The sequence below is a fragment of the Paenibacillus sp. LBL genome (assembly GCF_029893715.1).
GTDB lineage: Bacteria > Bacillota > Bacilli > Paenibacillales > Paenibacillaceae > Paenibacillus_AQ > Paenibacillus_AQ glucanolyticus.
Genome location: NZ_JARXYU010000013.1, coordinates 79,375 through 103,914, shown reverse-complemented (window position 1 = coordinate 103,914; position 24,540 = coordinate 79,375). Strand labels below are relative to the sequence as shown.

The 24,540-nt window shown below is 51.1% G+C and carries 19 protein-coding genes; 5 read left to right on the top strand and 14 right to left on the bottom strand.

Annotated features, from left to right (window positions below):
- Nucleotides 1–188 precede the first annotated feature (188 nt).
- Entirely contained in the window at nt 189–1,676 is a 1,488-nt protein-coding gene (arfA, locus tag M2277_RS23030; RefSeq protein WP_370511131.1) for an arabinosylfuranosidase ArfA, read from the bottom strand.
- A 423-nt stretch (nt 1,677–2,099) separates the two neighbouring features.
- Between arfA and M2277_RS23025 the strand changes: the two genes are divergently transcribed.
- The gene (locus tag M2277_RS23025; protein ID WP_006208915.1) at nt 2,100–3,017 is read left to right on the top strand and encodes an ArsR/SmtB family transcription factor; all 918 of its coding nucleotides are present in this window, start codon (nt 2,100–2,102) and stop codon (nt 3,015–3,017) included.
- A gap of 1,361 nt (nt 3,018–4,378) precedes the next feature.
- Here the strand turns inward: M2277_RS23025 and M2277_RS23020 are convergent.
- From M2277_RS23020 to M2277_RS22970, 11 genes are all read right to left on the bottom strand, one after another.
- On the bottom strand, nt 4,379–5,569 hold the full coding sequence (locus M2277_RS23020) for a sn-glycerol-1-phosphate dehydrogenase (RefSeq protein WP_280755588.1): 1,191 nt from the start codon (nt 5,567–5,569) through the stop codon (nt 4,379–4,381).
- Between the two features lie 159 nt (nt 5,570–5,728).
- Nucleotides 5,729–7,399, bottom strand: a complete 1,671-nt coding sequence (locus M2277_RS23015; RefSeq protein WP_280755587.1) for a ribulokinase — start codon at nt 7,397–7,399, stop codon at nt 5,729–5,731.
- Nucleotides 7,400–7,450: 51 nt separating this feature from the next.
- Nucleotides 7,451–8,140, bottom strand: a complete 690-nt coding sequence (gene araD / locus M2277_RS23010; RefSeq protein ID WP_280755586.1) for an L-ribulose-5-phosphate 4-epimerase — start codon at nt 8,138–8,140, stop codon at nt 7,451–7,453.
- Between the two features lie 97 nt (nt 8,141–8,237).
- Complete coding sequence (locus M2277_RS23005; RefSeq protein WP_280755601.1) at nt 8,238–9,326, bottom strand: GntR family transcriptional regulator; 1,089 nt, start codon at nt 9,324–9,326, stop codon at nt 8,238–8,240.
- 101 nt (nt 9,327–9,427) lie between these two features.
- Nucleotides 9,428–10,915 (bottom strand): L-arabinose isomerase, encoded by a 1,488-nt coding sequence (gene araA / locus M2277_RS23000; RefSeq protein WP_036643022.1) that lies wholly within the window; start codon nt 10,913–10,915, stop codon nt 9,428–9,430.
- Nucleotides 10,916–11,165: 250 nt separating this feature from the next.
- Complete coding sequence (gene urtE / locus M2277_RS22995) at nt 11,166–11,861, bottom strand: urea ABC transporter ATP-binding subunit UrtE (protein ID WP_006208907.1); 696 nt, start codon at nt 11,859–11,861, stop codon at nt 11,166–11,168.
- Nucleotides 11,839–12,678: an urea ABC transporter ATP-binding protein UrtD gene (gene urtD / locus M2277_RS22990; RefSeq protein WP_280755585.1), complete on the bottom strand. Its 840-nt coding sequence runs from the start codon at nt 12,676–12,678 to the stop codon at nt 11,839–11,841. Before urtD ends, urtE begins: the two co-directional genes overlap by 23 nt.
- Nucleotides 12,653–13,741: an urea ABC transporter permease subunit UrtC gene (urtC, locus tag M2277_RS22985; RefSeq protein ID WP_280755584.1), complete on the bottom strand. Its 1,089-nt coding sequence runs from the start codon at nt 13,739–13,741 to the stop codon at nt 12,653–12,655. Before urtC ends, urtD begins: the two co-directional genes overlap by 26 nt.
- Before the next feature lie 15 nt (nt 13,742–13,756).
- A complete protein-coding gene (gene urtB, locus M2277_RS22980) occupies nt 13,757–14,662 on the bottom strand; it encodes an urea ABC transporter permease subunit UrtB (protein ID WP_280755583.1) in 906 nt (301 codons plus the stop codon).
- A 53-nt stretch (nt 14,663–14,715) separates the two neighbouring features.
- Nucleotides 14,716–15,975: an urea ABC transporter substrate-binding protein gene (urtA, locus tag M2277_RS22975; protein WP_063478896.1), complete on the bottom strand. Its 1,260-nt coding sequence runs from the start codon at nt 15,973–15,975 to the stop codon at nt 14,716–14,718.
- A 320-nt stretch (nt 15,976–16,295) separates the two neighbouring features.
- A complete protein-coding gene (locus tag M2277_RS22970) occupies nt 16,296–17,195 on the bottom strand; it encodes a glycerophosphodiester phosphodiesterase (protein ID WP_036643018.1) in 900 nt (299 codons plus the stop codon).
- 291 nt (nt 17,196–17,486) lie between these two features.
- On the opposite strand from M2277_RS22970, the gene kduI reads away from it, so the two are divergent.
- The 4 genes from kduI to M2277_RS22950 all read left to right on the top strand — a co-directional run bounded on the left by kduI (nt 17,487) and on the right by M2277_RS22950 (nt 21,099).
- Complete coding sequence (gene kduI / locus M2277_RS22965; protein ID WP_148247937.1) at nt 17,487–18,320, top strand: 5-dehydro-4-deoxy-D-glucuronate isomerase; 834 nt, start codon at nt 17,487–17,489, stop codon at nt 18,318–18,320.
- Nucleotides 18,321–18,360: 40 nt separating this feature from the next.
- Nucleotides 18,361–19,110 (top strand): DeoR/GlpR family DNA-binding transcription regulator, encoded by a 750-nt coding sequence (locus M2277_RS22960; RefSeq protein WP_280755582.1) that lies wholly within the window; start codon nt 18,361–18,363, stop codon nt 19,108–19,110.
- 83 nt (nt 19,111–19,193) lie between these two features.
- On the top strand, nt 19,194–19,946 hold the full coding sequence (gene kduD / locus M2277_RS22955; protein ID WP_280755581.1) for a 2-dehydro-3-deoxy-D-gluconate 5-dehydrogenase KduD: 753 nt from the start codon (nt 19,194–19,196) through the stop codon (nt 19,944–19,946).
- Nucleotides 19,947–20,217: 271 nt separating this feature from the next.
- Nucleotides 20,218–21,099, top strand: coding sequence for a transporter substrate-binding domain-containing protein (locus M2277_RS22950; RefSeq protein WP_036643011.1), 882 nt, complete (start codon nt 20,218–20,220; stop codon nt 21,097–21,099).
- A 118-nt stretch (nt 21,100–21,217) separates the two neighbouring features.
- On the opposite strand, the gene M2277_RS22945 is transcribed toward M2277_RS22950, so the two are convergent.
- A complete protein-coding gene (locus M2277_RS22945) occupies nt 21,218–21,844 on the bottom strand; it encodes a 50S ribosomal protein L25 (protein ID WP_006208898.1) in 627 nt (208 codons plus the stop codon).
- 196 nt (nt 21,845–22,040) lie between these two features.
- The gene (pulA, locus tag M2277_RS22940; RefSeq protein ID WP_481857785.1) at nt 22,041–24,392 is read right to left on the bottom strand and encodes a type I pullulanase; all 2,352 of its coding nucleotides are present in this window, start codon (nt 24,390–24,392) and stop codon (nt 22,041–22,043) included.
- Nucleotides 24,393–24,540 lie beyond the last annotated feature (148 nt).

Genomic DNA, 24,540 nt, shown 5'->3' with positions numbered 1-24,540 from the left:
TCTACACTCGAAAACAGTACTTCAGCCTTTAGTTCTTCAGTCTTCAGATCTTCAATACTTTAGTTCTTCAATACTTCAGCTCTTCAGTACTTCTGTATCCTGCTGAATAGAAAGCGCTTTCATATTGTGTGTAATTTGATATGATTTTGAGAGATGGAGCAGCCCTTGGGACCGCTCCATAAGTTAACTCAGGCCTTTTTCAAACGAATAACATTCCAGGATGCCTTGGCAAGTCGTGCCGTCACATGTCCGCTGTCAAGTTTGGCTTCTCCCCGGTTGTGGGGTTTTACCGTTTCCTCCGACGCGGTATTCACGGCCTTGAGGTCGTCATGCTCCATTACGATATGCTCGATAAGCCGGTATCCTTCAAAGCTGCGCACATCGCATTCGAGGTCCAATGCTTCCTCCAGATGACGGTTCACGGCAAAGATCGTAATCTCTTCGTCGGCTTCGTTATGAACAACCGCACTATCCAGGTACGGAACATCGGTAAAGTCCTTGGAATCATACTTCGGCGAGTCGACGATCGGCAGCAGCGATACACCCCGGCCATACTTCGAAACGTGAAGATATGGATAAAATATCGTCTGCTTCCAGGCGCGTCCCCCATTCTCTGTCATGATCGGAGCAATCACGTTCACGAGCTGCGCCAGACAAGCCATCTTCACCCGGTCTGCATGACGCAGGAACGTAATGAGCATGCTGCCCACCAGAATGGCGTCCTCGAAATTGTACACATCCTCCAGCTGAGGCGGAGCCACGCTCCAAGGATCGATCTGCCTGTCTGCATCGTTGGAATGATACCAAACATTCCATTCATCGAAGCTGAGGTACATCGTCTTTTTGCTGCGTTTCTTGGCCTTGATATAGTCGCAAGTGGACTTGACCGTATGGATAAAGTGATCCATATCCAGCGTGAGCGCCAGGTAATTGGCCGTATCGTTGTCGCGGTTACCGTAATACTGATGCAGGGATATATAGTCCACCGCCTCATACGTATGATCCAGCGTTGCGGCTTCCCATTCAGGGAATGTTGGCATGCCGGTGCTTGAGCTGCCGCACGAAACCAGTTCAATCGCGGGATCAACCAGCCGCATCGCTTTTGCCGTCTCCAGTGCAAGCCTGCCATATTCCGCAGAGGTTTTGTGTCCAATCTGCCATGGTCCGTCCATCTCGTTGCCAAGGCACCACGTTTTGATCTTGTGCGGCTGTTCATAGCCGTGACTGCGTCGCAGATCGCTCCAATATGTACCTCCAGGATGGTTCGTGTACTCCAGCAAATTTCTGGCAGCATCAATACCCCGGGTGCCCAAATTCACAGCCATCATGACCTCCGAACCAACCTCCTTGGCCCAGGAAATAAACTCGTTCGTGCCTACCTCGTTCGGTTCCAGCGTCCGCCAGGCCAGCTCCAGCCGTTTCGGCCGCTCGGTAACGGGTCCAACTCCATCCTCCCAGTTGTAACCGGAGACAAAGTTCCCGCCGGGGTACCTGATAATGGGGACATTCAGTTCCTTAATCAATTCCTTCACGTCACTTCGAAAGCCCCCTGCATCCGCCGTCTCATGACCGGGCTCGTAAATCCCTCCATACACAGCACGACCAAGGTGCTCAATGAATGAACCATAAATGCGGTTATCAACTTGCGCGATTCGAAACGACTTATCCACGATCATCCGTGCCTTCATTTTCTCAGCTGCCAAGTCCTTCACCTTCCGTCAAAATAATTATGAAACATTTTAAATAAACATGAATGAATTCGTTTTCAGATATAAAATATCATATGAGGAGTGCTATGTAAATATACAAATATAAAATGATTTATATAAATAAATAATAAATGAATTTTCAGTAGAGAATTTAGTTTATTTTTGTCGAAATTCGCTTATTTTGTTGATATCCATGCTTGTTATTTTGATATAAACCTCAAATAAAAAAAGTGTCTGCTATCAAAATGATCTTTTTCTTCACAAGATTCTCGAAGATTTGGAACACATCTTTATTTCGCGCTGATGTTGATTTATAATTATTTGAAATAAACATCATTCCCTGTACACATCGTTATTTAATCCCTTAATCGGAAGAAGGTTCGAGATAAAATGATCTACATTAAAGATTTAATGAGCGGGCTTGATATCTTTAAAGCCCTTAGCTCCGAAATTCGCATTCAAATTCTGGAGCTGCTGGCCAAGAACCAAAGCTTGAACCTGAACGATCTGGCAAATAGGCTGAACCTCAGCAACGGTGCCATCACCATGCATATCAAGAAATTGGAGGAGAGCGGTCTGATCGAGATCAACACCACAGGCGGGAAGCACGGCATACAGAAGATTTGTTACTTGAATAAAGACACACTGATGGTTGATCTTCGCAGCAAGGACATTGATAATTTGTACGAGGTGGAGATTCAGGTTGGGCATTACAGCGACTACCAAGTCATTCCGACCTGTGGATTAGCCACCAAGGACAGTATCATCGGGGATTTTGACGATCCACGCTATTTTGCAGATCCAGAGCGGATTCATTCGGAAATCATCTGGCTTACCGAAGGTTTCCTAGAATACCGGATTCCGAATTATTTGAAGTCGAACCAGTCATTCCGCGAGATCCAATTCTCGTTGGAGCTCGGTTCTGAGGCTCCGGGATATTGCGATAACTATCCATCGGATATTTTCTTTTATGTCAACGGCATCGAGATTGGCAGCTGGACAAGTCCCGGTGATTTCGGCGACAAACGCGGCACCTTCAATCCCGAATGGTGGCCGCCCCATTTGAACCAGTACGGCATGCTGAAGCTAATCCGGATCAACAAGGAAGGCAGCTTCATCGATGGATGCCGCATTTCGGACGTAGGCCTGGACCAGATTCAACTGGATTACAAGAGCGAGCTCACCTTCCGGGTTGCTGTCAACGAACGATCGGTCAACAAGCGCGGCTTAACCATTTACGGCAAACATTTCGGCAACTACAGCCAGGACCTGCTGGCGCGTGTGCTGTATGATGTGAAGGAAGAGTAAGGGTACATGATGGGGAAGTTCTGCGTAGGCAGCTTCTACTCAACATCGGACATATGAACAAAACAGCTGGATGCAGGGAAACCCTGCTCCAGCTGTTTTTCTGCCGAGGGTGGCCGGCCTCTGGCGAGAGCGGTGGACTCTGCTGTAGGTGGCTGACCTCTGGCGAGGGCGGTGGACTCTGCTGCAGATTGCCGGCCTCTGACGAGGGCGGTGGCATCTGCTGTAGGTGGCTGACCTCTGGCGAGGGCGATGGACTCTGCTGCAGATTGCCGGCCTCTGACGAGGGCGGTGGCATCTGCTGTAGGTGGCTGACCTCTGGCGAGGGCTGCTAACTCTGCTGCAACTCGTGGATTTCTCAGGGCTAACGGACTGAGAATCCGTTATTCACGCCAAATGGCGTTATTTAGAAAACTAACGGACACGAAAGTCGTTAATCTGTAGAAATTGCCGGAAATCAAACTGATTTTGTGATAATAAGGACTCCTGAGTCCGTTAAACTCGAAATCGGAGTCGATTATGAAGAATAAGAGCAATGGAGTCCGTTAACGCGCCGGGGGACGCAAAGAGAACGCAAAGAGCAGAGCTAACAAGGATCCTTGAACAGCACGCGAGCGATCGAGCTGCCTTCATCGGTCTATGACTTTCTGGAGGAGATAATATGGTGCAAACAGTGACAGGTAGAACAGTAAAATAAGGAGTATGACTAGAGGAACAGTCACAGAAAGACAGCCACAGGATGAACAACACTGGAGGGAACATAACTGAAGGAAAAGTGGCATAAGGAATAGTTACTGAAGGAACAGTTGAGGAACACAGGAGGGATAGAACACCTATAGGAGGAGCAACCACAAGTCATCGATCACAAGTCGAACTGCCTCAATTCGAACAACCACATGTCAAACTGCCTCGAGTCATACAAAACTCAAGTCGAACAACCACGAGAGTAACTGTATGATAGTATAAGAGCGACTAAACAGAACAAAAAGGGGCATCCACTAGAATGCAGATCTTTTGGACGCCCCACCTCATTAACCAAACAAACGATCTCTCATATATGGTCGCCAGCATCGAGCCTGCCCTTGACCACGCGCCGTGCGCAGTGGGAAGTTGCATCACCACGCGCAATGTGCGTACAGGGAGCCCCGTCTGCACCAATTCACACCGTACGTACAGGGAACCGTGCATACAGGAAACCGTGCATGCAGGAAGCCGTGTGCACCATGAACACACACGCACAGGGAACTGTACGCACCTCGCACAAAATGCAAACGAACAGCCAATCCCATTTCCAAGTTATACTCAGTCCAGTTAATTTCAGTACCTGTAGTCACCAGTCAATCATCCACTATCATGTTATCTCCCTATCGACTTGCCCCAACTTTTTCCTCATTTAAAGCCCTTAAAATAGTATGGCGGTCACGGAGCGCGTGCGCCTCCTTCAAGCTCTGATGAAACAGCTCCTCATCGATTCCAAGCTCCTGGAGGCTTGAAGGTCCTCCAGCCTGCTGCAGTAAGATAGCAAGCTCTTCCTTCGCAGGAACCTTTCGCAGCCATTCCTGAACTGACGTTCGGTACTGCTCCCAATCTGTAGGCTCGGCATACGGATAAACTCCGTGATCTGCCGCATCATGATAAAGGCTTGCAATCTCGCTGCAAGCCACCCCCACCTTGGCACCATGAAGGAGCGCGCGCTTGCCCAGGCGCAAATACGCCATCTCCCAATAATGGGACAGATGATGCTCCGCCCCTGAGGCGGGATGGGACTGTCCGAACAGCAGCATCGCGATGCCGGATTCAATCAAGGCCGTCATCAGAATGCGGATGCCTTCCTCCGTGCGATCACCGATGGCCTGCACATGCTTGACGCAAGCCTCCAGCGCCTGTTCTGTAATGGCGGCCACTCCTTCATCATAGGGCTCGCCTGCCGTGGTAGAAGAGAATTTCCAATCCAGCAGCGATGTATATTTGCCAAGCATATCGCCAAAACCGGCGGCAACCAGCGGCTGGGGTGCCTTAACAAGTATATCCAGGTCAGCGAATATGGCGAGGGGAGCCGTAGCCGCAAAGGTCTGCTTGATTCCCCGGACTACAATCGGCGCGCCTGCTGAAGTAAAACCATCCACAGAAGGAGCCGTAGGTACCGAAATGAACGGCTTGCCGGTCCGGTGAGCTACAAAGCGGGTAATATCATGAATCGTGCCAGATCCCACAGCGATCAGGCATCCTGTCCGCTCCGGCTCCACTTCAATAAGCAGCTGCATCAGCGAGCGTTCATCCGCCACAACGTCTCCTTGCTCATCGGGCTTGATCAGACACAGCCGGGAATTCACACCTGCTGCTTCCAGGCAGTTCATCAACGTTTGTCCGGCAGCTTCATATGTGTTCGTATCCGCTACCAAGACCGGTGACTGAAGACCCTGCCGAATCAGATACAGAGGCACATCAAGAATAACTCCCCGCTCAAGCGCCATATCATCAAGACCACGGAACGTTGGCTGGACTTCCTTCATCTGACTCATCAAACGTTTTGCGTAGTTCAGAGATTCCGTCATGCAGTTCCTCCCCTTCATTCTATCCATGTATGATCCTTGCCAATTTCTCTCGATCTATTCCCATCCTGACAGCAGAGCTGACCTTGCGAAGCTATAACCCGATAGCCATCCCCGGTATCCCACGCTCAACCCTTCCAGCTGTTTCTACCTGCCTATGGTTTATTCAGCCGACTGCTTAATCCGCTTCAGCCGTTTCATCACGTCATTTTCGCCCCGTCCAAAATAATCATGCAGCTTGCTGTACTCCCGATACAGCTGCTCGTACACTTCCACATGCTCCGGAATCGGTTTAAAGGTTTCTTCCTTCACCCGAGCCATCTTCGCGGCAGCATCGATAATCGAATCATATCCGCCCTGTGCCTGACCCGCAGCGACAGCGGCAAACATGGCAGCCCCGAGCGCCGGTGTCTGCTTGGAGTCGGCCACCACAATTTCACGGTTGGTGACATCGGCATAGATTTGCATTAAAAGGTGGTTCTTCTGCGGCAGTCCGCCGCAGGCATAGAGGACGTCCACCGGCACGCCATTCTCGTGAAAGGCGTCCACGATTTTGCGTGTACCAAACGCCGTTGCTTCCAGCAAGGCACGGTAGATTTCCTGCGGCTTCGTCAGCAGAGTCATCCCTAATATCAGCCCGGTCAGGTCTGTATCCACCAGCACCGAACGGTTGCCATTCCACCAGTCCAGCGCGAGCAGACCGGTTTGGCCCGGCTTGTAGGCAGCCGCTTCCCGCTCCAGCCACTGGTGAATGCCGATTCCGTCTGCAGCCGCAGCTTCTGTTACATACGCGGGAAGCGCTTCCTCAACGTACCATTCAAAAATATCGCCGACCGCCGATTGTCCCGCTTCATAACCGTACAATCCCGGGATAATGCCGTCTTCCACGACCCCGCACATCCCCTCAACCCGCTTCTCTTCGGTACCGAGGATCATATGACAGATCGACGTTCCCATCGCCATGACCAGCTTGCCTGGAGTAACCACACCGACAGCCGGAACCGCCGCATGAGCGTCAACGTTGCCCACTGCAACAGCGATACCGGGGGTTAAACCCATCACCTCGGCCATGGTTTCTGTAAGTCCGCCCGCTCGGCTCCCAAGGGGTCTGACCTCGCCCCGGAGCTTGGTTTCCGCCAGATTCTCCAATCTCGGATCCAGTGCTTTAAAGTAGGCCTTGCTTGGGTATCCATCCTGCTTATGCCATATCGCCTTGTAACCAGCCGTACAGCTGTTTCGGACCATATTGCCAGTCATTTGGGAAATGACCCAATCCGTCGCTTCCAGAAACATATCCGCACGTTCATATATAGCCGGCGCTTCATCGAGAATTTGCCATACCTTAGCCATCATCCACTCGGAGGAGATCTTCCCGCCGTAACGCGGCAAAAAGGATTCTCCGCGCTCAGCGGCAATGGCGTTGATCTTGTCAGCTTCGGGCTGCGCGGCATGATGCTTCCACAGCTTCACCCAGCTGTGCGGCTGATCCGCCAGCTCCGGGTGGAAGCAGAGCGGCTCGCCAAGCTCGTCAACCGGCAGCATCGTGCATGCCGTAAAATCAATGCCGATGCCAATCACATCCGCCGGATCAATACCGGATTGTTCAATGACAGCAGGCACGGAGACCTTCAGAACCTCCAGATAATCCCCCGGATGCTGAAGCGCCCAGTCATACTCAAGTTTCTGTCTGGAACCCGGCAAAAACTCATCGATGACATGATGCCGATATGGCGTAACATGATCCGCGACTTCCTGCCCGTCTGCCAGATTAACCAATACCGCACGTCCGGACTGCGTCCCGTAATCGACGCCAATGGTATACTTTTTCCCCATCTCATTTCCCCCCACAGATGAAATCATGAATGATGATGACCATGACAAATTTTACTTTTGACCGTAATAGGCATTAATCCCATGCTTCCGCAAAAAGTGACGATCCAGCAAATTCTGATCCATCGGTTCAATAGCAGGGTTGATTTGCTGCATGCGAGCCGCAATCTTCGCGCACTCTTCCAGAACCACTGCATTATGCACCGCATTATGGGCATCCTTGCCCCATACAAACGGCGCATGAGAATGGACAAGCACGCCGGGCACCCGATTCGGATCCAGATCCGCGAAACGCTCCACGATGACGTTGCCCGTCTCCCGTTCGTAAGCCCCTTCGATCTCTTCACGGGTCATGGGACGCGTAACCGGAATCTCCCCGTAAAAATAGTCGGCGTGCGTTGTTCCATAGGCAGGAAGCGCGCGTCCGGCTTGGGCCCAGCTCGTTCCCCATGGCGAGTGGGTGTGCACAATCCCGCCAATCTCTTTAAAATTCTGATAGAGCACCAGATGAGTCGGCGTATCGGAGGAAGGCCGTAAATCGCCTTCAACTACGTTTCCCTTCAGATCGAGCACGACCATGTCATCGATTGTCAGCTCTTCATAAGGCACGCCGCTGGGTTTAATAACAAACATCCCGCGTTCCCGATCAATGCCGCTTACATTCCCCCATGAAAATGTGACAAGTCCGTACTTCGGAAGCTCCAGATTTGCCTCCAGCACCTGCTGCTTTAAATTCTCCAGCATGAACAATCTCTCCTCTCTATATTTGAAAAATATAGTTGTACGTACAAGTTGGCATGCAGGGGTCCGTCTTTCCGGACCTCAAATCTTCTATAATGACCTACTGTTTTTTCACTGATTCTCTCTCCACCAGCTCAGGCTCATAAATCGTATCGGAAATTTCCGTTTGATTCTCGATCATACTGATCAATTGTCTCGCGGCGGTGATCCCCATCTCCGTCTTTGGATGAGTCATCGTTGTCAGTTTCACACCGGAAGCAATCGCAAGTGTCGAATCATCGAAGCCGACCATGGATACATCCTGTGGAACCTGTAGTCCGCATTGCCCCGCGGCCTCCACCAGAGACACGGCCAGCTCATCGTTGTAACATACGAGCCCTGTCGGGCGCTGCTCATCCGACTGCTTCAGCAGTTGTACGGCCTGATCGTAAGGGAAGCTCCCCTTCTGCTCGGTTGTGTAGGTAACCACCCGCTCCGGCGATACGGGAATGCCCGCCTCTCGATGTGCCTGCAAGAAGCCTTTTAGCCGATTCACGCCCTGAAGATCGTCCCGCTTGAAAAACCCGGCAATCGCCGTGTGTCCGTTCTCGATCAAATGGCACGCTGCCTTGTAACCGCCTAGTTCATCATCAAGCTTGAGGCAAGGACAATCCAGCTCCCGATACTTCTCGTTAATCATCAGAAACGGAATTCCCTTCTCCTGCAAGGATAAGAAATACGACAGGTTTGGATTGCCTTCCGCACTCTTGGTCGGTTCAATAATCAGCCCGCTAAGCGGCTGGCTGGTCATAAGCTGAAGGCTGTCCATCTCCTTATCCTTGTTATTATCCGTGCTGGAGAGCAGCAGGCGATATCCCTTGCTTCGCAACTCGGCTTCGGCTCCCCGGACAATATGCGGAAAGATGTAATCCGAGATGTACGTCGTAATGATCCCGATCGTCTTGACCTGCTCGCTCTCCCGGCGCTCCGGATTTCTTGCAAACGTTCCTTTGCCCTGTATCCGTTCCAGCCAACCTTCCTTCTCAAGCTCGCCGAAGGTCTGGCGTACCGTCTGCCGGCTTACGCCGAACTGATCCGCAATTTCATGCTCCGAAGGGACCTGTTTACCCACCTGAAGCCGGCCCGATTCAAACCAGGAGAGCAGTTCGTTTTTTAATACAATATATTTGGGTATCCGTCTATTATTCATCATTCACCTCTAGCCTCACGCACTCATTATGTTAGGATTTGGAGTAATCCCAAGTTATCTCGCTATTGTAACACAGGCCAGGCGAATGCCGACAGAACCAGTTACCGCAGGCGATAGGCCGCTTCGCTCCAGCGGAGCTCATTCTTAAACCGCTGCAAGGTGGTATCCTTGTCAATAATAACCGCTTCAATACCCGCCATATCGGCCCAATCGCTCAGATGCTCAGACGTCATTGCATAAGAGAGGACGGTGTGATGCGCCCCGCCAGCCAATATCCATGCTTCTGCAGACTCGCGAAGGGATGGCTGCGGCTTCCATAACACGCGGGCCACGGGCAGCTTCGGCATCGGCTGCTCTACCTTGACGCCATCGACCACGTTCACGAGAAGTCTGAAGCGATGTCCGAGATCAATCAGCGAAGCGTTGACTGCCGGACCGTCCTGGCCGTTGAACACAAGACGGGCCGGGTCTCCCTTTCCTCCAATTCCGAGCGGATGAACCTCCAGCGTCGGCTGATCCAGGGCGATGGTCGGGCATACCTCCAGCATATGAGATCCAAGAATCATATGGTTTCCCGGCTCGAAGTGATAGGTGTAATCCTCCATGAAGGAAGTGCTTTTATTGCCCGCAAGGACCTTGAGTACGCGCGTCAAAGCCGCTGTCTTCCAGTCCCCTTCGCCGCCGAAGCCGTAGCCGGATTCCATCAGCCGTTGAACGGCCAGTCCCGGAAGCTGCTTCATGCCGTGCAGATCCTCAAAGGTCGTCGTAAATGCGCCAAACCCGCCCTCTTCCAGGAAACGGCGCAGTGCAATCTCGATCCGGGCTTGATACGCAATGGAATCACGCACATGCCCCTCGCTAAGCCCTTCTTTTGCTATCGAATACCGCTCTGCATATTCATTCAGGAGCGCCTTTACATCCTCATCTCCCACTTCATTCATGGATTGCACAAGATCGCCAATGCCGTAACCGTTGACGGACCAGCCAAGCTTAATTTGGGCCTCCACCTTATCTCCTTCGGTTACCGCGACCTGGCGCATATTGTCACCGAAACGCGCCACTTTCAGCCTGCGGCTTTCGGCATAAGCCGCGGCCGTCCGCATCCAGCCGGCGATGCTGTCACGAACTTCCCCATCTTCCCAATGACCCACAACCACCTTGCGGGCAATGCCGAGACGGGCACCGATATGACCATATTCACGATCACCGTGGGCGGACTGGTTCAAGTTCATAAAGTCCATGTCAATCGATTCCCAAGGAATATCCCGGTTGAATTGGGTATGGAAATGAAGGAGCGGCTTTTGAAGTTGGGATAGGCCTGCAATCCACATCTTGGCCGGAGAGAACGTGTGCATCCAGGTCATTATGCCTGCACAGGACTCATCGTTGTTGGCCTCCAGAATCAGATTGTATATTTCATCCGGTGTCGTTACGATCGGTTTGAACAGAATAGGGTACGAAAATACAGGATCTTTCCCCATCTCCGTTGCCACAATGCGGGAATGCTCAGCTACCTGCTCCAGCGTTTCAGGACCATACAAGTGCTGGCTTCCGGTAACAAACCAAAAAGAATGCGGTTTCAATTTCATGATTAGAACGCCTCCTGAATGAATGCTTTGTCACTATCTTGTACATACCTATGATTAAATTATTTGTTTTATGATAAATTGTACGTACAAGTAGAATCACTCACATTCTACCCCCGCTCCTGAAAAATAGCAAGACGAAAATAAAAAAAGAACTGTCCCATAGGCTGAAAATGCCGGCCTATATGACAGCCCCTGCTCCCTCCCTCAAACTGCATGTTCCCGGTCGCGATAACCTAAGATTCAAGCAGCTCTATACCGTCAAATAATGCTCGAACTGCTCCATGTCAATGGCATCTTGAACGCCTTCGGCTACAACCGTGCCTTTATCCATGACATAAATATAATCCGCTACGCTCCGCACAAACTCGATGCTCTGCTCCACCAGGATAACCGACGTTTCTCCTTTGGCTTTGATCCCGCGGATCACGTCTTGAATTTCCTCCACGATGGACGGCTGAATGCCCTCCGTCGGCTCGTCAAGCAGCAGCACCTTGGGCCGAGAGGCCAGCGCCCTTGCAAAGGCGAGCTGCTGCTGCTGTCCGCCGCTCAAATCTCCGCCCTGACGATGGTACATTTGCGGCAGTACGGGAAACAAGGCTAACACATCCTCCGGAAAAACCTTGCTCCTGGGCACGCATGGCTCAAGCCCGAGCAGCAAATTCTCTTTCACGGTGAGCTGAGGGAATATCTCGCGCCCTTGCGGGACATACCCGATGCCTCCACGCGCTCTTTTGACAGAATCCCAGCCGGTAACCTCCTGTTCTCCCAGACTCATCCGCCCCTGACGGATCTTCAGCTGTCCGGTTAAAGTGCGCATAAGCGTAGTCTTTCCAACGCCGTTGCGTCCGATCAGACATACAACCTTCGCCGGGTCGACTACCATGGATACGCCGCGCAGGACGGCGCTCTCTCCATAACCCGATTCAATGCCCTGCAGCTTGAGCATTGGCCTCCCTCCTTTTGCCCAGATACACCTCGGCAACCATCGGATCGCGCTGAATTTCCGCCATGGAGCCTTCCTTCAGCAGTTTCCCTTCATGCATCACCGTAACCTTCGCGGCAAAAGAACGAACGAAATCCATATCATGCTCAACCACAACAACGGAACATGCCTTGGCGATATCCTGAAGAAGCATTCCTGTCTTCATCGTCTCCTCATCCGTCATTCCGGCTACCGGCTCATCCAGCAGCAGCAATCGCGGCTTCTGAAGCAGCAGCATGCCGATTTCCAGCCACTGCTTCTCCCCATGCGACAGAGAACCTGCCCGAACATGGAGCCGATCAGGAAGCCCGATCTGCTCCAGGACCTTCTTCATCTCGAACGTGGTGCATCGATTTCTCCTTACCTTAAGCGCCCGAAACACACTTCGATCGGGATCGACCGTCAGTTCCAGATTCTCTTTAACACTCAAGTTTGCAAAAATCGAGGGTGCCTGGAATTTCCGCCCGACACCGAGACCTGCAATTTCATAATCCCGCTTTTTAGTAATGTCCAGGCCGTCCCCCAGCAGCACGCGTCCGGCAGCAGGCCTTGTCTTCCCGCAGATCACATCCAGCATCGTGGTTTTTCCAGCACCGTTTGGGCCGATAAGAAAATGCAGTTCATTCTTGCGAAGCGCCAGATTCATGCCGTTTACCGCCACGAACCCGCCAAAAGTCACCGTGATATCCTCTGCGGACAACACGATTGGTGAAATGCCGATTTCTCTCACTTCTCCACGGACTGGGACGGAAAAATCAACCTTCTTTGCGTACGGCTGCATGGACAGTACCTCCTCTTCGGGATAATGACGAAACCACCTTGCTCCATACTCCTGCCAATCCTTTTGGCATCACCACAACCACAATGACAAACAAAGCGCCCAATACGAGCAGCCAGCCTTCCGGGTAGGCTTCGCTGATCCCGGTTTTGGCCGAATTCAGCAGCACTGTACCGATAATCGCGCCGATAAGTGTCCCCCTCCCGCCCAGAGCCACCCATAATACCATTTCAATGGACGGGACAATCCCCATCATGGAAGGGGATATAATGCCTACCTGAAGTACAAACAGCATTCCGGCAAGCCCGGCAAGCCCGCCCGAGACGGCAAAAGCAAACGTCTTGTAACGGGAAGGGTCAAATCCGAGAAACCGCACCCGGTTCTCTCCATCCCTTGACGCTTCCAGCACCTGACCCACGCGGCTGCTCACAATCCTTCTGCACAGCACATATGCCCCTGCCAAAGCAGCCAGCGTGATGAAATACAATCCGATTTTGGTTGACGGCGTGTTCAGGTTAAAGCCCAGAATCGAAGGGTATCCCGTCAGTCCGTTCGTGCCCCCCGTCCACTCCTGCTTGCCTACAAACAGCGTGACTACAATCATGACCAGAGCCTGGGTCAGAATCGTAAAGTACACGCCCACGATCCGGTTGCGGAACGTAAAGAAACCGAGAATCAAAGCGAGCAGCGCCGGAAGCAGCATCGCGAGTATCAGGGCAGCGGGAAACGACCGGAAGGGTTCCCAGAACCAGGGCAGTCCCTCCACACCGCTCCAGCTCATAAAATCGGGCAGGGACGTCCCGCTGGCCTCGAGCTTAAGATACATCGCCATAGCATAAGCGCCAAGTCCGAAGAACACGCCGTGTCCAAGACTTAGAATACCGCCATATCCCCAGATCAGATCAAGTCCGACCGCCAGAATCGCCAAAGCCAGAAATTTTGTCAACAACCCCAAGCGAAAAGGGGTCATGAACAAAGGAGCCATACACATGAGAAGCAGCAGAACACTCCACAGAATCCGTTTTGTCCGGCTGCCGGGATTTCCTGTCAACCATTTCAGCACCATACCATCCCCTCCTCTCTAATCCAGACTGCGCGTTCGAAGTGCAACAAGCCCGCGAGGCTTCCACTGCAGGAAAGCCACGATTAAGGCGAACACCAGCACTTTGCCGATGGAAGCCGAAGTGTAGGTCTCAAACAGCGTATTAAACATACCGATTCCCAGCGCCCCGGCAACCGTTCCGATCAATTTTCCAACACCGCCAAGCACGACCACCATAAAGGCATCCACGATGTAGTAGGTTCCAATAGACGGACCGATGGGTCCGAGTAGCGTCAATGCGCAGCCGGCAATACCCGCGATACCCGAGCCAATCGCGAACGTGAGACCATCCACACGCCGGGTTGAAATGCCAAGGCATCCCGCCATGTTCCGGTTCTGCATCACCGCTCTCATCCGCCTGCCCTGAACCGTTCGATAAATATAGAGATACATTGCCGTCAGCACCAAGGCCACCAATACAATAATGAACAACCGTTTATAAGGAAGCACGATGTTTGAAGTGATCGCAAGCCCTCCGTTCAGCCAGGATGGGCTGGTTACGGCCACGTTCGGAGCGCCGAAGATGAACCTTGCGATCTGCTGCAGCATCATCCCGACACCCCATGTAGCCAGCAAACTATCCAGCGGCCTTCCGTACAGGTGCCGAATCAGAATCATCTCAAGCAGCCAACCGATGAGGGCAGCAACCACAAAGGAAACCAGCAGCGCCGCTATGAAATAAGTATCAAACCAGGATTTCGGCATATACGCGGTAAACAAGCCCTGGGTGACATACGTGGAATAGGCGCCGATCATGATCAGCTCGCCATGGGCCATATTAATAACATTCATCAATCCGAACGTCACCGCCAAGCCAAGTGCAATCAATAATAAAATCGAGCTGACACTCAATCCGTTGAACACCTGCAGGATTGTCATTTCCATTTCGGGAGCCTCCTTTCACGAAAAGGCCCGGGAGCCTTTTCGTGCCTACTGCTTTATTCTCCGCTTAACCCCTTCGCCCAATCGTACGTTTTCAGATACGGATCGGGTTTAACAGGTTCTCCCGAGTTCCAGAGCTCTTTAAACTGACCATCTGCCTGCACTTCGCCAATGCGCACCGTTTTGTAGATGTGCTGATTGTCGCCGTCAATAGTGACTTTGCCTTCCGGTGCAGCAAACTCGATGCCTTTAGCCGCTTCCTTGACCTTGGCTACCTCTGTTGAACCGGCCTTCTCTACCGCAGCCTTCCATAAGTACACAGCGGTATATCCCGCTTCGATCGGATCGGCTGTAACCCGGTCGGAACCATACTTCGCTTTGTATTTATCAACAAAGGCTTTGTTCTCCGGCGTATCCGTAGACTGATAATAGTTCCAAGCTGCCAGATGCCCCTCAAGAATGTCAGCGCCTATTCCGCGAATTTCCTCCTCCGCCACGCTTACGGACAACGTGGTCATATCCTTGGAAGTGATGCCCGCATCCTTCAGCTGCTTGAAGAATGCCACGTTACTGTCGCCATTCAGCGTGTTATAGACGATATCGGGTTTCGCCTCTTTGATCTTGGCAATAATCGTACTGAAATCGGTATGACCCAGCGGTGTATATTCCTCTCCCGCAAGCTCCCCTCCCTCTGCAGTCAGCTGTGCCTTGATAATTTTGTTGGCCGTCCTCGGGAACACATAATCCGATCCGAGCAGGAACATTTTGCTGCCCCGATTCTCAAGCAGCCAGGATACCGAAGGCACGATTTGCTGATTGGTTGTTGCACCTGTATAGAAAATGTTAGGGGAAGATTCTAACCCTTCATATTGGACCGGATAAAATAAAAGACCGTTGTTTTGTTCGAAAACAGGGAGCATCGCTTTACGGCTGGCGGAGGTCCACCCTCCGAACACGGCAGCAACCTTATCCTGCTGCAGCAGTTTGCCCGCCTTCTCGGCGAAGGTCGGCCAATCCGAGGCACCGTCCTCGATCACAGGTTCGATCTGCTTGCCCAGCACACCGCCTGCCGCATTAATTTCTTCGATCGCAAGCATTTCGGCATCCTTGACGGATACCTCGCTGATCGCCATCGTTCCGCTTAGGGAGTGAAGAATGCCGACCTTGATTGAATCACCTTTGGCTTCGATTGGCGCGCTGCCGTTATCCGCTCCGGCATTCGGAGCAGCTTCCTTTTCCGTAACACAGCCTGACATCAAAATGGCGCATAATACAAAAGAGGCCCATCCCTTTACAATTACGCTCTGTTTCTTCATACGCTCCCAACTCCCTTTTTCTGTTTCCGAACATTCTGTCTGCATCTTCTTATCTCTGTTCGTTAATCCACATTATAGTTGCCTTATATTTCCTGTGTCAATAATACTCACATAAATTTATTTATTTTTTTCGTTTTTAGTAAAATCGTCGCAATTTTTCAATATTAAATGTTAATTAACATAACATGAAATCAAAATTACAAATCGAATGATCGTCAATTTTTAATTTATGTAATATATTATTACACAAAAATAAAACAGCCTTTTCTTAAAAAGGCTGTGGTGTAGAGACTATCTATAAAGGTTGTTTATGTTTTTGACTATCGGATGGTCTTCCTGTTCGTAATTGAGATAGGTACCCGATCCGGATAATCCGTAATGATTCCGTCTACGTTAATCTGAAGCACATACGGAATTTGCAGCATATCCCGAATGGTCCAGACAAAGGTTTTCATCCCGGATTGATGGATCTTTTGAACTAATCCCTTGGTGACAAGCCTCATCGAGACATTCACGTATTCCGCGTAAGCTTTCATATCCTGCATTCGCTCTCTGGACAACTCGCCTGAACTGGTGATGACCACACCAAGCGGAATATCTGGCATCAGTCTATGAAACCGGAGCAGCGCATCCGTGTCTGCCGACTGGACAACAACCATTTCCTTATATCGCTGAGGTCCGTTAGCACCCTTCATAACCTTTTTCAGCCCATCTGCAACCCCCTGCTCAATGCCTGGGTACAAATCAGGCGATTTCAATTCGATCAGCAGCCCGATTCGTCCCCCGAAATGCTCAAGCACCTCCGACAGTGTCGGAATCAATTCGCCTTTGTATTCCGATCCGTACCATGAGCCGGCATCCAGCTGCCGCAGCTCCTGAAAGGTTAAATCCCCCACATTTCCTTGACCGTTCGTCGTCCGATCAACCGTCGTATCGTGGATGACCACCATTTCTCCGTCCTTGCTCATCTGGACGTCCAGCTCCAGCATGTCTGCTCCCATATCAAAAGCTTTGGCAAAGGAGGCCATCGTATTTTCAGGAGCGGCGCCCGACGCCCCCCGATGAGCGATATTGATCCAGGACTGATTGGCGTCACCCTCGGACCCGATCCAGGCTGCCTGTTCTCTTATGTCATGCAAAGGATAATTCGGCACATCGGCAGATATTCGGAAACCGGTAACCATGAGCGCAGCCGTCATGATAACGATCATTTTTTTCATATGCTATCAATCTCCTATTGGATCGAACCCTGCTGATTCATAATAGATACCTAGCTTACACTCAAGCTGAACCAGCTTTCGTTATCACTTCTGATGCTAATTCTTCCCTATACAGCCGAATTTCAGTCAGCCCGACTTCCCCTTACAGATAGATCGTGCAGAGCCTGGAGGGAATCATTTTTGTGCAATTAATATTTTTGGTATTGTAATATGAACGTAAATGGAGTAATTTGTACTTATATGAACATTATTTGATTTATTTACAATAGAATAACGAGGAGATGAATGATAATGGAAAGACGTTATGCCTCACACCCTAATGAAGTGAAACAATTTGACACGGACCGGCTCCGCAAGGAATTCCATATTCCCGCCCTGTTCACACCTGACAAGCTGGAGCTTGTCCTTACCCATGAAGACCGTTTGATTATTGGCGGTGCTGCTCCGGTTCGGGAACCCATCACACTGGAAACCGACCTTAAAGAGCTGGGCGTTTCCTCTTTCCTGGAGCGTCGTGAGCTTGGCATTATTAATATTGGCGAACATGGAACCGTACGGGTGGACGGCACGGAGCACGAGCTCAGCAACAAAGAATGTCTCTACGTTGGCATGGGGGCGGAAAAAGTCATTTTCACAAGCACGGATCCTGAACATCCTGCCAAATTCTATTTGAACTCGGCTCCGGCGCATCAAACCTTCCCGACTGCCAAAGCTACCCTTGAAGAAGCCGATTCCAGCGCATTGGGCGATATCAAAAACTCCAATGATCGTGTCATCTATCGGTTTATTCACCAAAAAGGCATTCAGAGCGCCCAGCTCGTGATGGGTATGACCCTGCTGAAGGAAGGAAATATGTGGAACACCATGCCTGCCCATACCCACCCAAGACGCATGGAGGCCTATCTGTATTTTGATTTGCCGGAAGATGCGGTTGTCATCCATCTCATGGGTCAGCCAAACGAGACACGGCACATCGTGATGCGCAATGAACAAGCCGTGATTTCGCCAAGCTGGTCTATCCACAGCGGAGTAGGCACAAGCAATTACACCTTTATCTGGGGTATGGCCGGAGATAATAAAAGATATGATGATATGGACCCCGTGTCCATGAAGGATTTAAAATAGAGGGGATTCATCATTAAGCTACGGAAGAGTTGAGATTCATATGAACCCGTTACGACGCTATGAAAAAATAATGGAATTCCTTCTCACCCACAAAGAAGTGACTGTCGCGGATTTGAGCCAGCAGCTGCAAGTGACAGGGAAAACAATTCGCGAGGATCTGACCAAGCTGGAGGAACAAGGCCTTATCGTTCGTGTGCACGGCGGAGCTGTCCTCGCCCACAGCGATCAGTTTGGCATCCTGCCATCCAAAGAGCCGCTGGCAAAGAATCGGGACGAAAAGACCGAGATTGCGCTAAAAGCACTGGCCCATATCAACATCGGCGACATCATTGCGCTGGATGGAGGCAGCACCACACTAGAGATTGCCCGCAGACTGGATGATGTGCCCTTAACAGTCATCACGAACGATGTGTACATCATCAGTGAGCTGGCCACCAAGAACAACATCCGACTTGTGGTTCCAGGCGGCTACCGGGTAAGGAACATGCTTGCAGGTCCTGAAGGCGTATCGTATGTGAAGCAGTTGAACATTCAAAAAGCCTTTATCTCGGCCACCGGCGTTCATCTTGATCATGGATTGTCCATTTACACCGGGGATCTGATCCCCTTCAAGCGTGCTTTAATCGAAACCGCGCTTTCGGTTTATGCCGTTGTTGACCACCATAAATTCGGTCAAACCGCACTGAGGACCTTTTCCACCCTTCAGGAAATAAGCGGCATCATTACCGATACAGGCCTGCCCTCCGATACGATAAAACAATATGATGCAGCGGGTGTCACCATGCTGTAACTCGCTTGCTTGAAAGGAAACACTCGAGCAAGCCACTTAATTTCAACCTTATGAATTGAACAAAATGAGAGGGGATGCTGTGCATGAACAGGTTTGATTTATCTGGCAAAACCGCAATCGTAACCGGATCTGCTCGCGGTCTTGGGCAAGGAATCGCGATTGCCCTTGCCGAAGCCGGTGCGGATATCGTCGCCGTGTCCATGAATGCGAGCGCGGAAACAATTGAGGCGATCACATCTTTTGGCAGAAAGGCTTCTGAGATCAGGGTGGACTTAAGTGACCAGAGCCAACTGCAGCATACCTTCGACCAAGCGCTGGAGCTGACGGGACACGTGGATATTCTGGTGAACAACGCCGGCATTATCCGCCGGACGCCGGCCAAGGATCATGCTGCCCAAGATTGGCTCGATGTAATGGATCTGAATCTGAACACCGTATTTATGCTGTCCCAACTGGCAGGCAGACATATGATTGAGCGCGGCAGCGGTAAAATCATCAATATTTGCTCCATGCTTTCCTATCAAGGCGGAATCAACGTACCCGGCTACACCGCAAGCAAACATGGTGTCGCCGGTTTGACCAAAGCGCTGGCTAACGAATGGGCGGCCAGCGGCATCCAGGTCAACGGGATTGCCCCGGGATACATTGAAACCGATAACACGGCAGCTATCCGCCAAGACGAGGACCGCCGCGCTTCCATAACGGATCGCATCCCAGCCGGTCGCTGGGGTAAACCTGAGGATATCGGCGGACCTGCTGTCTTCCTAGCTTCCGCCGCTTCGGATTACATGAATGGACATGTGCTTTGCGTTGACGGCGGATGGATGGCCCGCTAACATCAATACACGGTTCAACCTGAACCTGACGTTATCATAAAGCTCCTACTGTACGGACGTTTATAAGGTTACGCCTTCTGCTGCTATTATGCGCAGAGATAGCGTAACCTCTTTTTTTTGTAATTGCCCCCTCTCTTTAAATGATTCAACTCTCCCGATCCTCACTAAAGTCCTGACATTTCACGAATATACGAACCATCCTTTGGGACATGCTAACTTTACGATATGGGCCTCGAAGGACCTTGAATAAAGAAAGGATGGTTTGGGCGTCATGCGCGGAACAAAATCGATACAACGTATCCGTTTGCTCTCCCTGTTCACACTGATCGGTTCCATTATGCTTGCCGGATGTACGGTCAACAGCAACGACCGGGTGCCAACCCCGAATATGGGTGTAAATCCGTACCGGGTGAACACCGGCTACCTGCTTCGGAATGCCGTGGAGCGCGGAACCTTGCGAATTGCGACAGAACGGGATTATCCCCCCTTCAGCTACCATGGAACAGGTGGAAGACTAACCGGGTTTGATGTGGAGGTTGCCGAAGAGGTTGCACGTCATATGGAATTAAAGGCAGAATTTGTGGAAACCGAGTGGAAGAATCTGCTGCCGGGTTTAACGGAAGGCAAATATGATGCGGTATTTAACCAAATCGAAGACCGCCCCGACCGGAGGGCACTTTATGATTTCTCCGTAGCTTATCTGTCCTCTACTCCGGTTCTGCTCGTGCGTTCAGACGAAGATCAGGTCCGTACCTTCCCGGACATTAAGGGAAAGCGCGTTGGTCTGAACCCAACAGGAACCTATAATGATATTGCCAAGAAACATGGGGCGATAATCGTTCCGGTCAAATATATATATGACGCAGCCCGTATGCTTGCAAGAAGCGAGCTTGACGCCATAATTTCAGACCCGCTGTCTGTGACCAACCTGAAGCAGCAGTTTCCGGATATGCCGGTTACTACCGTTCAATCGGCCAACCAGGCGTTCGAGGTCTCTGCCGCCTTCGTAAAAGGCAATCCGGATCTCGTAGCCGCCGTTGATAACGCTCTGGCTACCATGCAGCAGGACGGAACCTATCTGACCATATGGAACAAATACTTTGGAGATGCTCCATCAAGTTACAAAGGCATTCATGATCGCAAGAATAAGTAAAAATGGCTAGTGAATCTTGAGGACAACCATGCACCACTTTCAAAATTGTCATCTCACCAAAAATAAGACGCCTGCTCCGCTGGTTACCAGCAAAACAGGCGTCTTTTTATCGTGCATATTAGGATTCTTCGGTTGTCTCTTCCGCATTCGCTTCCTCAGTACCTGCGTCCTCGGTCTCTGCAGCCTCCACAGCGCGGGGCACGATGACACTTGCCAGCACTTCCTCCTCCGATGCGTGTAAGGTAATGCCCTTCGGCACTTTGATATCCGCAACGGTGAGTTTGTCCCCAATCTCCAGAGCGGATACATCCACTTCAAGGGTCGAAGGCAAATCACCCGGCAATCCTTCTACGTCTATCGCATTCAGCTGGGTTTGCAGAATACCGCCCGACTTGGTGCCGACAGCAGTCCCCTGAAAATCCACTCCAATGCTGACGCGAACCGGCTTGTTCATCGAGATCCGCAGGAAGTCCACATGGGAGACATTGCCGCGTCTCTTCTGAATGTCCTTAATCAACACCGGGATTTTACCGGAGCCTGGAATATCAAGCTGGAACACCTCTGAGCGGCCCGTATGGAACAGCTTGGACGTATCTTTGAAATCAACAGCTACAGGGATGCTTTCCTCACCCGCACCGTATACGACACCGGGAATTCCACCATTCTCACGAAGCACACGGCGAGAAGCCCGCGTAAATTCATTTCGAACATCGGCTTTGAGTTGAACGTTGTTTCCTTTTGACATGAGTGACATCCTCCTTTATCGAAAACAAAGTCTATCTCATTATTACCCTATTTAGCTGCTAACTAATCATGCAAAAAAGATGTTTTGCAATTCAAGTCAGAGGGTAATACATGGTACCCCTTTTGAAAATATAAAAACGGGAGCCCCCTCTTCAAAAATGAAAAGGAGGCTCCTTATTTTTTGCGCTGAAGATGTTTCAACTGGCCATATCCCGCTGACCTTTGTTGAATCCTTCGTCCTTCCCGCTTCGAAGTGAAAACCGGACTTCCACTTCATCTGGCGGAATATCGATAAACCAGTCATTCTCACCTTCCCGATCCTCCCAATCGTTAAGCCTGACGATGCAGCCGACCCGCTTGGTTCCGGAAGCGACATGGAAGACCACCCGGGCTTTACCGCTGCTGCCCTGGGTAAACAGCACGCTGCCATCCTGTACACCCGTTCCCCATACCCATACGTTCCAGCCATCATACGCCTGGTCACGTCTCTCGTACTCAACCTCAACGGTGACGAGCCCCTTCTTCATTTCGGTTCTATCCTCATATAAAACCATCAGGGATAGTCCTGGCACGGTGACGGCCCCTTGATCCGACGTCTCAATCGTCTCGGTTCCTGCATGTTGTTCATTCACAACGATATTCCAGCGATACAGGGTCGGCGGGAGATCAACCGACATTTCATGTTCATTCCCGTTAACGACAACCACGATCTGGCTCCAGCTGTCACCTGCAGCACTATTCATGAGCCGATAGGCGATAATCCGGTCGCTGCTGCGCAGCACCTCCATATGCTCTTCGATCTCTTCTCTTGTGGTCATACGAAATGCCGGGTGGGCTTTCCGCAGGGCGATAAGACCCTTGTAATAGTCAAAGACGGGTCTGAAGCGTTGTTTGTTGCTCCAGCGGATCGCATTAATGGCGTCCCCGCTGCGGTAGCTGTTATGATCGCCGAATTTCGTGCGAAGCAGCTCATCACCGGCATGCAGCAGGGGAATCCCTTGGGAGAGAAGCACGATGCCATTAGCCAGCAAGCTGCGGCGAACAGGCACTGCCCGCATCACATCTTCATCCGATACACCGGCATATGGATTTGAAGCAGCCGTTGCCTGCCATACATCGCCGCCGTCTGGCAGCTTCCCGTCCATCAGATGCAGCAGACCCGCCTGCTGCTCCATCCCTTCTGCAATTAAGATTTTGTCCCACAGGTTTAAATTATCGTGAACTGTGACGTAATTAACCGTCTCGCTCGGATGAAGGGCAAAATCATGGATGGACCCCATCATCCCTTCCACAACAGCCCCTTCATACCACGGCTCGCCAGTAGCAAACCCCCGGCCCCGCCCGTCATTGTCGCCCTTGATGGCATGCCGGAAATGATCATTGAATACAGCAAAGCCTTGATCACGCTGACTTCCCTTGACGGTCTGCTCCGTCAGCGGGCTCATTCCCCCTGTCCAGGGCTCACCATAAAACAGAAGAGAGTTATCCACCTCATGACGCAGCTCGCTTACAATCTCTCTCATCGTAGTGGTATCGATCAAAGCCATCAGGTCAAACCGAAATCCGTCGATATGAAATTCTTCGGCCCAGTATCTTAGAGAATCCTTAATATATTTGCGCACCATCGGTTTCTCCGTGGCCAGCTCATTCCCTACGCCGGAGCCATTCGACAGGGCACCGCTTACGTCCTTCCGGTAGAAATACCCCGGAGCCAATCGTTCAAAGGGACCATCATCCACTGTATACGTATGATTGTAAACCACATCCATCACGACACGGATTCCCCTCGAATGCAGAGCCAGGACCATTTCCTTCAGCTCCCGAATGCGCGAGGCAGGATCTGTGGGGTCTGTGGCATACGATCCTTCAGGCACATTGTAATTCTGCGGATCGTATCCCCAGTTATACTCTCGACTCAAATGGCCTGTTGCATATCCATCCAGCTCGTTAACCGTTCTAAAATCAAATATCGGCAGCAGGTGCACATGCGTTACGCCCAATTCTTCAAGATGGTCCAGCCCAACCGCGTTCCCGCCCATATCCCGCAGGCCGCCCTCTGTAAAAGCCTTATACTTTCCTCTATATTTCATTCCCGAATCGGCATGGATCGAGAAATCGCGTACATGCAGTTCGTAGAGCACCGAATCCGTAGGCTTAAGCAGCTCGGGTCTAACATCCAGCTCCCAGCCTGGAGGATTGCTTTTTGCCAGATCAATTACAGCGCCGCGGCTGCCATTAGCCGAGACGGCTGTTGCATAAGGGTCAACGGCATAACGGACAGCACCGTCCGTTGACTCGATTTTGAACATGTAATAGGTTCCATGCAGATCCCCGTTCACTTTAGTCGACCATACACCTTCATCATTCCGGTCCATACCGTATAAGGTACCGCCCTCGTGATCTGTCACGAACCCCTGAGGATCATACTCTCCTGCACCTTCATACAAAGCCAGCGACACATGAACCGCATCCGGAGCCCACACCAAAAAGGCAGTCCCTTCTCTGCGATAAATCGCTCCCAGCTTCAGACTCGTGCAGCTCTTGATCATGTCCATACTCATCATCACCGTCACTTTTAAGTAGATTTACTTCCTAGTATGGGCGCCTGAATCATAAGACAGACCTCTAGCACATGAATTTTAGAACGCTTTCATATATCATGGTATGCCAAAAGCCCTGATTTGGTTTGGGTTTGAA

Coding starts and splice junctions, on each gene's coding strand:
- arfA (WP_370511131.1), bottom strand. CDS start 1,676: ATGATCGTGGATAAGTCGTTTCGAATCGCGCAAGTTGATAACCGCATT.
- M2277_RS23025 (WP_006208915.1), top strand. CDS start 2,100: ATGATCTACATTAAAGATTTAATGAGCGGGCTTGATATCTTTAAAGCC.
- M2277_RS23020 (WP_280755588.1), bottom strand. CDS start 5,569: ATGACGGAATCTCTGAACTACGCAAAACGTTTGATGAGTCAGATGAAG.
- M2277_RS23015 (WP_280755587.1), bottom strand. CDS start 7,399: ATGGGGAAAAAGTATACCATTGGCGTCGATTACGGGACGCAGTCCGGA.
- araD (WP_280755586.1), bottom strand. CDS start 8,140: ATGCTGGAGAATTTAAAGCAGCAGGTGCTGGAGGCAAATCTGGAGCTT.
- M2277_RS23005 (WP_280755601.1), bottom strand. CDS start 9,326: ATGAATAATAGACGGATACCCAAATATATTGTATTAAAAAACGAACTG.
- araA (WP_036643022.1), bottom strand. CDS start 10,915: ATGAAATTGAAACCGCATTCTTTTTGGTTTGTTACCGGAAGCCAGCAC.
- urtE (WP_006208907.1), bottom strand. CDS start 11,861: ATGCTCAAGCTGCAGGGCATTGAATCGGGTTATGGAGAGAGCGCCGTC.
- urtD (WP_280755585.1), bottom strand. CDS start 12,678: ATGCAGCCGTACGCAAAGAAGGTTGATTTTTCCGTCCCAGTCCGTGGA.
- urtC (WP_280755584.1), bottom strand. CDS start 13,741: ATGGTGCTGAAATGGTTGACAGGAAATCCCGGCAGCCGGACAAAACGG.
- urtB (WP_280755583.1), bottom strand. CDS start 14,662: ATGGAAATGACAATCCTGCAGGTGTTCAACGGATTGAGTGTCAGCTCG.
- urtA (WP_063478896.1), bottom strand. CDS start 15,975: ATGAAGAAACAGAGCGTAATTGTAAAGGGATGGGCCTCTTTTGTATTA.
- M2277_RS22970 (WP_036643018.1), bottom strand. CDS start 17,195: ATGAAAAAAATGATCGTTATCATGACGGCTGCGCTCATGGTTACCGGT.
- kduI (WP_148247937.1), top strand. CDS start 17,487: ATGGAAAGACGTTATGCCTCACACCCTAATGAAGTGAAACAATTTGAC.
- M2277_RS22960 (WP_280755582.1), top strand. CDS start 18,361: ATGAACCCGTTACGACGCTATGAAAAAATAATGGAATTCCTTCTCACC.
- kduD (WP_280755581.1), top strand. CDS start 19,194: ATGAACAGGTTTGATTTATCTGGCAAAACCGCAATCGTAACCGGATCT.
- M2277_RS22950 (WP_036643011.1), top strand. CDS start 20,218: ATGCGCGGAACAAAATCGATACAACGTATCCGTTTGCTCTCCCTGTTC.
- M2277_RS22945 (WP_006208898.1), bottom strand. CDS start 21,844: ATGTCAAAAGGAAACAACGTTCAACTCAAAGCCGATGTTCGAAATGAA.
- pulA (WP_481857785.1), bottom strand. CDS start 24,392: ATGATCAAGAGCTGCACGAGTCTGAAGCTGGGAGCGATTTATCGCAGA.